Here is an 11,695-nt window from a genome sequence, read left to right on the forward strand (position 1 = left end):
ACCATACCTTGTTTATGTTGCGTTCAGTAAAAATATTTTGGAAAGCCTTTTTTATAGCTGTTGCTGCTTTTATTTTATTTCTCCTGCTTTGTAATTGGGGCGTTTTCGGAAAAATGCCCTCTATTGAAGATATTCAAAATCCTTCAGCCTCATTATCCAGTCAGGTATATGCGCAAGATGGTACCTTAATGGGTAAATATTATTTAGAAGATAGAGTAAATGTTGATTATAAAGATATTAGCCCCAACATTGTTCATGCATTGGTGGCAACCGAAGACCAGCGTTTTTATGAGCATAGTGGCATTGATTTTATTTCTTTATTGCGTGCTTTAAAAGGATTAGGCCGCGATGGCGGGGCCAGTACTATTACTATGCAAACAGCCAAAAACTTATTTACTGAAAACTGGGCAACCCGAAATTTTTTACTCCGTGCCATACAAAAAGTTAAAGAGTCAATCATAGCCGTAAAATTGGAAAGAAATTTTACCAAAGAAGAAATCATTAATTTGTATTTGAATACCGTTGCTTTTGGCGATAATGTTTTTGGCATTCGCAATGCCGCTAAAACCTTCTTTCAAAAAGAGCCGGATCGGGTAAATGTAAATGAAGCAGCCGTTTTGGTGGGCATGATTAATGCGCCTACGTTATACAATCCCAGACGCAATCCCAAACAGGCTTTAGAACGCCGTAACCTGGTTTTAAACAGAATGGTTACCAATGGTTATTTAACAGCACAGGATGCGGCAAAAATTAAAATGGAACCTATTGAATTAAATTATAAAAAATTAGATGAAACAACAGGTTTGGCTCCTTACTTCAGAATGATTCTGGGCGAGTACATGAAAGTATGGTGCAAAAACCACAAAAAAAGTAATGGTGATGAATATAATTTGTATACAGATGGTTTAAGAATTTATACAACCCTCAATCCACGTATGCAAATCTATGCCGAAGAAGCAGTAGCCAAACACATGAGCTACATGCAGCAAATTTTAAATCAACAAACCAACATAAAAAAAGGAACTGTATGGGATGGGCATCAAAACATTTTAGAATCGGCCATGAAACAAAGTGACCGCTGGCGTAATTTGAAAAAAGATGGAATGAATGATGCAGACATAAGAAAAACATTTTTTGTGCCTACACAAATGCGGGTTTTTGCCTGGAATAATAACCGGGAAAAAGATACGACCATGACACCAATGGATTCTATTAAATATTCCCGCCAAATGATGCAGGCCGGTTTTATGGCATTAGACCCTTTAAGTGGTGAGGTTCGTGCATGGGTAGGTGGCATTGATTTTAAAACCTTCAAGTTTGATCATGTGAATTACAATACCAAACGGCAGGTGGGCTCTACTATTAAACCATTATTGTATAGTTTAGCTATTGAAGATGCCGGTTTTACACCAAATACAATTGTGCAGGATGTTCAACAAAGTTTTGGCGCATATGGAATGGTGCCTGCTACTTCTACCTCTTGCACCGGAGCCTCTATTCCTATGGCACAAGCCCTTGCATTTTCCAGAAACTGTGCCACTGCTTATATTATGAAGCAGTTAGATCCCAAGGGCAATAATGCAGCCATCCGTTTTGTTGATTTTCTAAAAAACAAGTGCGGCTTACAAACCAATATAGAACCACACCCCTCCATTGCTATTGGTGCATGCGAAATTTCATTGTATGAAATGATGCAGGCATACAGCATGTTCCCGGGAAGAGGATTCAATGTAAAACCACTATTTATTACCCGTATTGAAGATAGAAATGGCAATGTATTGGAAAATTTTGCACCCATTAGAAAAGAAGTTATCAGCGACATTACTGCTTATTCTGTTATTAAAATGATGGAAGGCGTGGTTGAATTTGGTACAGCCCGTGGCCTTAAAATGCAATTTGATGTTAGTGGGAATATTGCTGGCAAAACGGGAACTACCAATGATAACAGCGATGCCTGGTTTATGGGCTACACACCGCAATTATTAGCAGGTGCCTGGGTAGGTTGCGATGATCGGTTTATACACATCAATAGTAGTAGCTATAATGGGCAGGGTGCACGTGCTGCCATGCCTATTTGGGGTTATTTTTATGAAAAAGTTTTGAAAAATGCAAACATTTTAGGCATTGATGCAAATGTTGACTTCTCTAAACCGGAAGGTATGGCCAACGACATTGAATTGGATTATACCAATCCCACACCCAATGTGCCTATTGGTGTTGAGGGCGACCAGCAATTAATGGGAAATGGCACCTCTCAGGATTATGTACCAGCCGATATTAAACCGGAAGATCTGGCACCCGAATCACAAATAGATACCAATAAATTACCGGGATTATCTCCCAATAAAAAAAATAATAATACACCAAAATTACCTGCTCATCAGCAACCCATTCCAAAAGCTATTTTGCCCAAAAAAGTAGGAGGAAATCATTAATGTAATTAAGAAAACAAATTTTAAATATTTTTTCCGGTTAACATGGGAACAAAAGAAAATAAATCAAAAGATTCTTCTTTGCAGGCATCGGCAAAAACTTTGGTAATGCGCAGCATTCTTTGAGAAGCACCTTCATCAACAGGTATTACCATTATTCCGCCTACTTTTAATTGTTCTATTAGTTTAGGAGGAATAAATGGCGCCGCTGCTGTGATGAGAATTTTATCGAAAGGTGCAAAAGTTGGCAGGCCTTCAAAGCCATCGCCAAAAAAGCATTTGATATTGGGGTATTTATTTTTAAAACTAAACTGCTTATTTAAATCAAATATTTTTTTCTGCCGTTCAATAGTATACACCCAGGCACCCATTTCTGCCAATACACAAGCCTGATACATACTACCGGTACCAATTTCCAATACTTTATCCGATTTTTTTATTTGTAATAATTGTGTTTGATATGCAACTGTATAAGGTTGAGAAATGGTTTGACCTTCAGCAATGGGAAATGCACGGTCTTCATAAGCAATTTTATCGAAAGCAGAATCTAAAAAATAATGACGTGGTACATTTTGTAACGCTAATAAAACAGCCTCATCGGTAATACCTTTTTGTTTTATCAGTTCTACCAACTGTTTACGCAGTCCTTTGTGGCGATAAGTATCTTCAAACTTTCTCATAAACCATACAAAGCTAATAGTATCGGCACATTTTAAAGCATAAATTCATTACATGGGGAAATTAAAATGCCGTGCATTTTTTTTGCACAGCATTTTAAGAAAAGTTGTTTAAGAAACTGCTTCACTTTTATGGAATATTTGTTCACACTGTAAAAGCTGCAGTTAAGCGTATTAAGACAATTGCATGGATGCAATGATACCCGAAATTTTTTGCTTCAGTTCTTCTAACTTTTTGTCAAATTCATTTTTATTGGGAAGCGTAGTATGTACACTAAAATAGAATTTTATTTTAGGTTCCGTACCCGATGGCCGGGCCGAAATTTTGCTGCCATCTTTAGTAATAAATTGCAGCACATTGCTTTTAGGTAGTTGAATTGCCCATTGCTCACCTGTTAATAAATTAGTGCCTTTTTGTAATTCATAATCTAACAATGTTACTACCTGACTATTGTTAATGAATTTAGGTGGATTAGATCGGTAACCTTCCATCATTGCAGCAATCTCTTTCTGGCCATCCATTCCCTTTTTGGTAATACTGATTAGGTTTTCATAATAAAAACCATATTGCATATACAGTTCAATCAATTTATCAAACAAGGTTTTACCTTGTTGTTTTTCATAAGCTGCCATTTCACATAATAAAGCTACGGCACTGATGGCGTCTTTATCACGTATCTGGTTGCCAATCATTAATCCAAAACTTTCTTCGCCACCAATTACATAGTTTTCTTTACCTTCTTTTTCTTTTATTAGTTCGGCAATCCATTTAAAGCCTGTTAATACATTGTAGTAAGCTACATTATTTTGACGGGCAACTTCATTAATCATTTCAGTGGTTACAATTGTAGTGATCACCATATCATTGGGCTGTGCAATTCCCTTTTTTCTTCGAGCTTCAATCAAATATGCAAAAGCAAGTACTGCAGTTTGGTTGCCATTCATTAATATCCATTCTCCTTTGTGGTTTTTTACACCAACACCTACCCTGTCTGCATCCGGGTCGGTACCTAACAAAATATCTGCATCTAATGCTTTTGCTTTTTCAAGGCCCATTCGCATGGTTTCACTTTCTTCCGGATTGGGATAAGCAACTGTAGGAAAATTGCCATCGGGTGTGGCTTGTTCTTCCACAATATGTACATTGGTAAATCCGAATGCCGATAATGCAGCAGGTACTAATTTAATACCACTGCCATGTATGGGCGTATAAACAATTTTAAGGTCTTTTTGCTGTTGTATTACTTCCGGATACACACTCAGGCTTTTCACCATTTTTAAATATTGTTGATCCATCTCTGCGCCAATTATGGTAATATTGGCATTACCTCCACTCCATTTCACATCATCAATACTTTGGATGGCTTCCACCTCTTTAATTACGTTTTTATCGTGTGGTGGTACCAATTGGCCGCCATCATTCCAATAGGCTTTATAACCGTTGTACTCTTTTGGATTATGTGATGCGGTACATACCACGCCTGCATTACAGTATAAAGAACGAATTGTAAAACTCAGTTCTGGTGTTGGGCGTAAATCTTCAAACAAAAACACCTTAATACCATTGGCTGCAAAAACCTGTGCTGTTGTTTCGGCAAAAAAACGGCTGTTGTTTCTACAATCATGTGCAATGGCTACCCGTATGGTTTGGTTTGGATAGGTTTTCATCAAATAGTTGGCAAAACCCTGTGTAGCCATTCCAACCGTATATTTATTCATTCTGTTGGTACCCACACCCATAATGCCACGCAGGCCACCGGTACCAAACTCCAAATTTTTATAAAAAGCTTCCATCAGCTCATTGGGATGGTGGTTAATCAATTCCTGTACTGCATTTTTTGTATCGGCATCGTAATTTCCATTCACCCAACTCCGGGCTTTTTCTAAAATAGCTGTATCCATGTTATATTTTTTAATGATGAAATTTTGGCAATTGAATATGCTGCATTATGATAGAAAAAATGGGTTATAACAAATAAGCTCCTATTATTTGATGATCATCCATTTCCACAACAATATGTTCCTGAAGTGTAGTAGCAAGAGAAAGGCCAACATAATCGGGTTTTATCGGAAATAATTTATGCATTCTTTCTATCAATACCATGGTTTGTATACGTTTAGGGTATTGTTGCAATAATGGTTTTAATGCATACAACAAAGTTCTGCCCGTATTGGCCACATCATCAATTAACAAAATACATTTGCCATTTGCAGAAAATGGAACATCTAATTTTATTTCTTCAGGTTTTTGTTTATTCATGGCAATACCATTTACTTCCACTATTTGCTGAAAATAGGGTTGCATAAGTGTAGCCATCATATTTGCCATTATATAGCCATTGTTCCGTATACCTATCAAAACAATATCTTCTGGTTCATCCCCCAAATTTTCGGCCACTTCTAATGCCAGCCGCTCTAATTTGAATTGAATAATTTGTTGCGATAATATTTCCTTCTTTTCTTTCATTCGCCCTGAATTTAATGCATTGTGATTTTTATCAATCAATTCTTATGAAAAACTGTATACGCAATCTGTTGTTCAAAATTCGAATTAATTTGTTGGAATTAGCTTTTCCTAAAAAATATTTTTTAAAATATTTCTGTAATGCTTTCATGAACCAGAAAGGCCAATTATTGTATTATCTGTCATAAATGTATGATTTATTGCGTTAACTATATTCACTTAACTATTAATTTAGCATTACAAGAAAACCACTATGCATATTATTTCACAACTTGTTTTCATATTAATACTGGCTGCAGGCATATATCTTTTTTCTGCAAAAGTAATCTATATCAGAAAAAATATTTTAATGGGAAGAGATGAGTCTCGAAACGACCAGCCTAAATTACGTTGGCGCAATGTTTTATTGTTAGCATTTGGGCAAAAAAAGATGTTTAAAAACCCCTTAGTGGCAGTGATGCATTTTATTATTTATGCAGGTTTTATCATTATTAATATTGAAGTGCTCGAAATTATATTAGATGGAATTTTAGGAACCCACAGGCTTTTTGCAGAACCACTTGGCTACATCTATACACTGCTGATTAATGTATTTGAATGCCTTGCTGTTGGCGTTATAGCTGTTTGTATTATTTTTCTTATCAGAAGAAATATTTTACATATTCAGCGTTTCATGAGTAAAGACCTAAATGGATGGCCAAGAAGCGATGCCAATTATATATTAATTACCGAAATTATATTAATGAGTCTCTTCCTCACCATGAATGCAACAGATACCCTCCTGCAAAACAGGGGTTATGGGCATTATGCTGAACATTTAACCGGTAATTTTTTGTTTTCAGGAAGTCTGCAATCACTTTTTAACGGGCTATCTTCTGAACAGCTTGCCACTATTGAACGAAGTGCCTGGTGGTTGCATATTGTTGGTATTATTGCATTTTTAAACTATTTGCCCTATTCTAAACATTTGCACATACTTTTGGCATTCCCCAATGCATATTATGCCAGTTTAGAGCCTAAAGGCAAAATGCACAATATGCCCGACATTCAAAAAGAGGTACTGTATGCCATGCAACCGGAATTAATACCTGCCAATGCTCCGCAAGCAACAGCCCATAAATTTGGTGCCAGAGATGTGATGGATTTAAGCTGGAAAAACCTGTTAGATGCTTATGCCTGTACAGAGTGTGGCCGTTGCACTACCGCATGTCCTGCTAATATTACCGGCAAATCACTCAGCCCCAGAATGATTATGATGAAAACCCGCGACCGTTTGGAACAAGTGGGCCAAAAAAGCAAGGCCATGCAAAACTGGCAGGATGATGGAAAATCATTGCTGCATGATTATATTACGGAAGAAGAATTAAGAGCTTGTACAACCTGTAATGCATGTGTAGAAGAATGTCCGGTAAGTATTTCACCACTCGATATTATTTTGCAAATGAGAAGATACCTGATTATGGAAGAAAGCAATGCACCACAAGAGTGGAACAGCACATTCAGCAATATTGAAAATAATTTTGCACCCTGGAAATTTTCGCCGGAAGAAAGAGACCAATGGGCCAAAGATTAGTGTTATTATTATTATATTACAACATAGACAAAAACAACATTCTGTATAATTGAATCATTGCCGCAAATAAGAAAACAATACCCATAATAATATTTAAAGTTCGGGCACCGGCATTCATTTTCTTAATCAGCCAGTTGCCACCATGCATGTAAAATGCCAGTCCCGTAATCGTTCCAATGCCACATCCAATGGTAAATACGTTTAATGAAAGTGTATTTGCTTGCAGAACTTTTGCATTTATTAGATAGGTGCTCCATATAAACCAAAAAGGTATTTGTGCCGGATTCAAAGCACTCATACTCATGCCTAATACGAAGCGGTTCAACTTATTTTGCAGTAATATGTTTTTTTCATTCGCTTTATTTTTAATTACCATTACAAAACTAATAATAGCAAATAAAAGAAAAAAAACAACTGTTAACCATCCTATAATAGTAAACAATAATTTGTGTGCGTATATCCACTGTACACCAACCAATACCAGCCTTAAATAAAGAATTTCAATCAATGCAACACCAATGGCATAGCGCCAGGCATTTTTAAAACTTTCTAAAATAGCAATATGGGTAGCAGTAATGCTCATGGTACCTAATGGCAATTGACCCAAAAAACTAACAAGCCAACCCATTAAAAGTATAAATAAAAAATGCATGCAAAAAAGTTAGTACAGTAATGCTTTTTAAAACAGTGAAAATAACATGTTTATTCAAAATAACCACTCAAAATAAATTTACAGTACATTCGTAAAAAGGTTATGTATGAAGGTACCTGTAATGGCAGATTTAGCTGCAAATGGAACCATCCCCGAAATATTATTCTGGGTAGGTTGCTCCGGCAGTTTTGATGTTCGGGCACAAAAAATTACCCGTGCATTTGCCTCTATTTTAAATAAACTCAATATTCAATTCGGTATTCTGGGGAAAGAAGAAGCCTGCACAGGCGATCCGGCACGCAGAGCCGGCAACGAATTTTTATTCCAAATGATGGCATATAACAATATCCAAATATTAAATGGATATGGCATCAAAAAAATTGTGACTACCTGCCCTCATTGCTTTAATATTTTTAAAAATGAATATCCGGAATTGGGTGGAAGCTATGAAGTAGTGCACCATACCGTTTTTTTACAACAACTGATTGATACCGGTAAAATAGTGATGAAAGAAGGTGGCCCTTTTAAAGGAAAAAAAATTACTTACCATGATAGTTGTTATTTGGGGCGTGCCAACGGCATATATGAAGCCCCAAGAAAAGTTTTAGAGGCATTAGATGTTGCACTAACCGAAATGAAACGCTGCGGCAGTAAGGGTTTATGTTGTGGAGCGGGTGGCGCACAAATGTTTAAAGAAGATGAGCCCGGCAATAAGAGAATTAATATAGAACGAACCGAAGAAGCACTGCAAACCAATGCCAGCATTATTGCAGCAGCCTGTCCGTTTTGTAATACCATGATGACTGATGGTGTAAAAAACAAAGAAAAGGAAACAGAGGTTCAGGTATTAGATATTGCTGAATTAATTGAGCAATCGATGGTATAATCAGGCAAAGCGCAAACCATTTATCAGGCATTTCATCATACTTTCATGTAATTACACTTCAATTTTAAAAAATTTTTGATGGCTGCCATCATTTTATTTCCAATACTGCTGTTTATGGATGCAGCACATGATTGGTTATTTCATGAATGGGATGTGCATGCTTTATTTTCAACAGAAAACATGCTATTTAAAGGAATTGTGGCGGGTATTGGCGGCTATTTTTATGTTGTGCTTACCCAAAGAAAGAACACTGAAAGTTAAAATAAAATACTTAGGCTTAAATATGAGCAGGTTATAATAATTTTGCAGCATGAATACGCAAGTTGAAAACTTTATTCCCGCTGATTTTTCAGATCATTCAAAAGTTTGGGTATATCAATCCAGCAGATTGCTCACCATTCAGGAGGCCATGCAATTAGAACCATTGCTTTCAAATTTTACAAAGGAATGGCGCAGTCATGGTGATCCGGTTAAAGGATATGCCAATTTATTATACGGCCAGTTTATTGTATTAATGGCAGATGAAACCTATACGCAGGTGGGTGGTTGCAGCACCGATTTCAGCGTGCACTTTATTCAACAAATAGAAAAACAATTCAACATTCAATTGTTTAACCGCCAGATGCTGGCTTTTATTATTAAAGACATAGTGGAGTTATTGCCTTATTCACAACTGGAATATGCCATACAAAACGGTTTTATCAATCAGCATACCCTTTATTTTAATAATCTGGTTGCAACCAAGAAAGAGCTGATTCAAAACTGGATAATTCCGGCAGGTAAAAGCTGGCTGGGCAAACGTTTCTTTAACCTCCAACCCGCTTCATAATGTTGTATCAGGTATATGGTATACCCAATTGTAATACCGTAAAAAAGGCATTAAACTGGCTAACAGTGCACCATGTGCCACATACCTTTCATAACCTCAAAAAAGAGGGTATTGCTGTATCCGTTCTAAAAGAATGGAGCAGTCAGGTGGGTTGGGCTGTTTTATTGAACAAACAAGGTACTACCTGGAAAAAATTAGATACATCCATACAGGAAACCATAACTACTGAACAGAAAGCCATAGCCCTCATGCAACAATCAGTCAGTATTATTAAACGACCGGTGATTGTAAAAGATGGTACCGTTGTAGTGATAGGATTCAATGAAACACTTTATCAGCAAATTTTTAATTCCAAAACTTATTAGCACTTTTTTTTAACAAAAATGAACATAGTGTTTATTTGGTAAATAATTTATTGAATTACTTCTTCTAATTTTTGTTTCAGTTGTTCACTTCTCAGCCCTCTGGCAATGATTATTCCATTGGGATCAATCAACATATTATCTGGAATGGATTCAATATGGTATAAACGGGCAACTGCATTATTCCAAAATTGCAAATCACTTACATGTGTCCAGGTTAAACCATCATCATGAATAGCTTTTATCCAATTATCTTTTTGTTGATCTAATGACACACCTAAAATGGTAAAATTTTTATTTTTAAATTCATTGTACACTGCAACAACGTTCGGATTCTCCATACGGCAAGGCCTGCACCAACTGGCCCAAAAATCAACCAACACATATTTTCCTTTAAAAGATGCAAGTGATACGGGTTGATTGGCAGTATCGTTTTGTGTAAAATTAATGGCCTTAGTTCCAATTGCACCCACTTTTGCAGCTGCTACTGTTTGAGCAATTAATTTTCCATAAAAACCATCTTTGGCTGTTGGTGCCAATTGATTGTATTTATTTTCCAATTCATCCGGACCTGAAAAAAGAGGGTTTACTGCATATACCACAAAAGCACTTACCTGTGATGCAGGTTTTTGTTTGATAAAGGTATCTACCTGCCGAATCACCATATTTTTATACACCCCAAAAGAAGTAATGAGTGAGTCACGCTTTTCGCCGGGTTTTTCGGCATTAATGGCGGTTACTAATTTGGCTAATTTTTCTTTGAGCGGATTAAATCCTTTTAAATACTGCACATAATCGTTTTGCAAAGCAGAACCTGAAAAAACCAAATCTTTTAAATGTTTTACATCGCCATTTACAAATACCTGATCATTCTGCATAAACACTTCAGGTGTTTCATTGTACCCAATAAAATTTAATTGATAGATATCGGCATTTTCAAGATCGCCTTTTAAAGTAAAACGACCATTTTTTGAATAATCTTCAGCAATTGATTTTCCGGTTGCCCCGCTTACCAAAAATACCAGCGTGCTATCTTTCAAGCCTTTCACATCACCTTTCATCACAAAACCTTTTTGTGCAATAACACTAAAAGGTAACAACATAAATAAAATTAATTTTTGCATAAATGCGTTTATTTTAAAATTCAAATTAACCAACAAAAATATATTTGAACATTTGAATGAAATGCTTCATTTATTGTGCATGTCTTTCCTGCAACACTTTTATAACATCTTTTAACGAATAATTTTTAGCAGCCAGCAGCAGTAAATAATGAAACAACAAATCGGCAGATTCGTTTAAAAATAGTGTTTCATTGTTGTCTTTTGCTTCTATTACCATTTCTACAGCTTCCTCGCCAACTTTTTGTGCAACTTTATTAATGCCTTTTCCTATCAATCGGGCTACATAAGATACTTCAGGTGAAGTCTGACTTCTTAAACGAATGACCTCTTCCAGATACAATAAAAAATTGTCTGAATGGTTCTTTTCACTCCAACAAGTATCGGCACCGGTATGGCAAACGGGCCCATTGGGTATTACCTTTATAAGTAAAGTATCATTATCACAATCGGGTGTAATGCTCTTTACATCCAAAAAATGGCCACTCTCCTCGCCTTTTGTCCATAATCGTTGCTTACTTCTGCTATAAAATGTTACTCTTCCGGTTTGTTCTGTTTGCTGGTAGGCTGCTTCATTCATAAACCCAAGCATTAATACTTTAAGGGTATTGTAATCCTGAATTACTGCGGGCACTAATCCATCACTGTATTTTTTAAAATCAATTTGCATGTGTAATCTATCTAAATGAATCTTATTTT

At 36.2% G+C, this 11,695-nt stretch carries 12 protein-coding genes; 6 read left to right on the plus strand and 6 right to left on the minus strand.

Translation table 11 applies throughout. From position 1 onward, the window contains the following. Positions 1-14 precede the first annotated feature (14 nt). Positions 15-2,435, plus strand: a complete 2,421-nt coding sequence (locus tag AC3QLY_RS14905) for a penicillin-binding protein 1A (RefSeq protein WP_218330305.1) — start codon at positions 15-17, stop codon at positions 2,433-2,435. Positions 2,436-2,455: 20 nt separating this feature from the next. Here AC3QLY_RS14905 and AC3QLY_RS14910 read toward each other — a convergent pair whose 3' ends face one another. From AC3QLY_RS14910 to AC3QLY_RS14920, 3 genes are all read right to left on the minus strand, one after another. Further along, positions 2,456-3,112: a protein-L-isoaspartate(D-aspartate) O-methyltransferase gene (locus AC3QLY_RS14910; RefSeq protein WP_074420837.1), complete on the minus strand. Its 657-nt coding sequence runs from the start codon at positions 3,110-3,112 to the stop codon at positions 2,456-2,458. 171 nt (positions 3,113-3,283) lie between these two features. After that, complete coding sequence (locus AC3QLY_RS14915) at positions 3,284-5,011, minus strand: phospho-sugar mutase (RefSeq protein ID WP_492989946.1); 1,728 nt, start codon at positions 5,009-5,011, stop codon at positions 3,284-3,286. 64 nt (positions 5,012-5,075) lie between these two features. Beyond that, the gene (locus AC3QLY_RS14920; protein ID WP_492989948.1) at positions 5,076-5,576 is read right to left on the minus strand and encodes a phosphoribosyltransferase family protein; all 501 of its coding nucleotides are present in this window, start codon (positions 5,574-5,576) and stop codon (positions 5,076-5,078) included. Positions 5,577-5,826: 250 nt separating this feature from the next. On the opposite strand from AC3QLY_RS14920, the gene AC3QLY_RS14925 reads away from it, so the two are divergent. Continuing rightward, the gene (locus AC3QLY_RS14925) at positions 5,827-7,146 is read left to right on the plus strand and encodes a 4Fe-4S dicluster domain-containing protein (protein WP_218330302.1); all 1,320 of its coding nucleotides are present in this window, start codon (positions 5,827-5,829) and stop codon (positions 7,144-7,146) included. Positions 7,147-7,162: 16 nt separating this feature from the next. Here AC3QLY_RS14925 and AC3QLY_RS14930 read toward each other — a convergent pair whose 3' ends face one another. Further along, positions 7,163-7,798: a LysE family transporter gene (locus AC3QLY_RS14930; RefSeq protein WP_288071095.1), complete on the minus strand. Its 636-nt coding sequence runs from the start codon at positions 7,796-7,798 to the stop codon at positions 7,163-7,165. Between the two features lie 106 nt (positions 7,799-7,904). Here AC3QLY_RS14930 and AC3QLY_RS14935 point away from each other — a divergent pair, with 106 nt between their 5' ends. The 4 genes from AC3QLY_RS14935 (at position 7,905) to AC3QLY_RS14950 (ending at position 9,878) form a co-directional block, all read left to right on the plus strand. Continuing rightward, the gene (locus tag AC3QLY_RS14935; RefSeq protein ID WP_074420833.1) at positions 7,905-8,684 is read left to right on the plus strand and encodes a (Fe-S)-binding protein; all 780 of its coding nucleotides are present in this window, start codon (positions 7,905-7,907) and stop codon (positions 8,682-8,684) included. A 78-nt stretch (positions 8,685-8,762) separates the two neighbouring features. Then, on the plus strand, positions 8,763-8,945 hold the full coding sequence (locus AC3QLY_RS14940; RefSeq protein ID WP_218330300.1) for a hypothetical protein: 183 nt from the start codon (positions 8,763-8,765) through the stop codon (positions 8,943-8,945). A 49-nt stretch (positions 8,946-8,994) separates the two neighbouring features. Continuing rightward, on the plus strand, positions 8,995-9,513 hold the full coding sequence (locus tag AC3QLY_RS14945) for a hypothetical protein (RefSeq protein ID WP_288071098.1): 519 nt from the start codon (positions 8,995-8,997) through the stop codon (positions 9,511-9,513). Then, positions 9,513-9,878 (plus strand): Spx/MgsR family RNA polymerase-binding regulatory protein, encoded by a 366-nt coding sequence (locus AC3QLY_RS14950; RefSeq protein ID WP_492989952.1) that lies wholly within the window; start codon positions 9,513-9,515, stop codon positions 9,876-9,878. Before AC3QLY_RS14945 ends, AC3QLY_RS14950 begins: the two co-directional genes overlap by 1 nt. Before the next feature lie 47 nt (positions 9,879-9,925). On the opposite strand, the gene AC3QLY_RS14955 is transcribed toward AC3QLY_RS14950, so the two are convergent. Further along, on the minus strand, positions 9,926-10,999 hold the full coding sequence (locus tag AC3QLY_RS14955; RefSeq protein ID WP_074420853.1) for a TlpA disulfide reductase family protein: 1,074 nt from the start codon (positions 10,997-10,999) through the stop codon (positions 9,926-9,928). 70 nt (positions 11,000-11,069) lie between these two features. After that, positions 11,070-11,666 (minus strand): bifunctional phosphoribosyl-AMP cyclohydrolase/phosphoribosyl-ATP diphosphatase HisIE, encoded by a 597-nt coding sequence (gene hisIE / locus AC3QLY_RS14960; RefSeq protein WP_074418297.1) that lies wholly within the window; start codon positions 11,664-11,666, stop codon positions 11,070-11,072. Positions 11,667-11,695 lie beyond the last annotated feature (29 nt).

It is taken from the genome of Hydrotalea sp. GW822-HT8A01, from assembly GCF_058798575.1.

Bases quoted from the DNA above. Each gene is read 5' to 3' on its own strand.
- AC3QLY_RS14905 (WP_218330305.1), top strand. From the start codon at position 15: ATGTTGCGTTCAGTAAAAATATTTTGGAAAGCCTTTTTTATAGCTGTT.
- AC3QLY_RS14910 (WP_074420837.1), bottom strand. From the start codon at position 3,112: ATGAGAAAGTTTGAAGATACTTATCGCCACAAAGGACTGCGTAAACAG.
- AC3QLY_RS14915 (WP_492989946.1), bottom strand. From the start codon at position 5,011: ATGGATACAGCTATTTTAGAAAAAGCCCGGAGTTGGGTGAATGGAAAT.
- AC3QLY_RS14920 (WP_492989948.1), bottom strand. From the start codon at position 5,576: ATGAAAGAAAAGAAGGAAATATTATCGCAACAAATTATTCAATTCAAA.
- AC3QLY_RS14925 (WP_218330302.1), top strand. From the start codon at position 5,827: ATGCATATTATTTCACAACTTGTTTTCATATTAATACTGGCTGCAGGC.
- AC3QLY_RS14930 (WP_288071095.1), bottom strand. From the start codon at position 7,798: ATGCATTTTTTATTTATACTTTTAATGGGTTGGCTTGTTAGTTTTTTG.
- AC3QLY_RS14935 (WP_074420833.1), top strand. From the start codon at position 7,905: ATGAAGGTACCTGTAATGGCAGATTTAGCTGCAAATGGAACCATCCCC.
- AC3QLY_RS14940 (WP_218330300.1), top strand. From the start codon at position 8,763: ATGGCTGCCATCATTTTATTTCCAATACTGCTGTTTATGGATGCAGCA.
- AC3QLY_RS14945 (WP_288071098.1), top strand. From the start codon at position 8,995: ATGAATACGCAAGTTGAAAACTTTATTCCCGCTGATTTTTCAGATCAT.
- AC3QLY_RS14950 (WP_492989952.1), top strand. From the start codon at position 9,513: ATGTTGTATCAGGTATATGGTATACCCAATTGTAATACCGTAAAAAAG.
- AC3QLY_RS14955 (WP_074420853.1), bottom strand. From the start codon at position 10,999: ATGCAAAAATTAATTTTATTTATGTTGTTACCTTTTAGTGTTATTGCA.
- hisIE (WP_074418297.1), bottom strand. From the start codon at position 11,666: ATGCAAATTGATTTTAAAAAATACAGTGATGGATTAGTGCCCGCAGTA.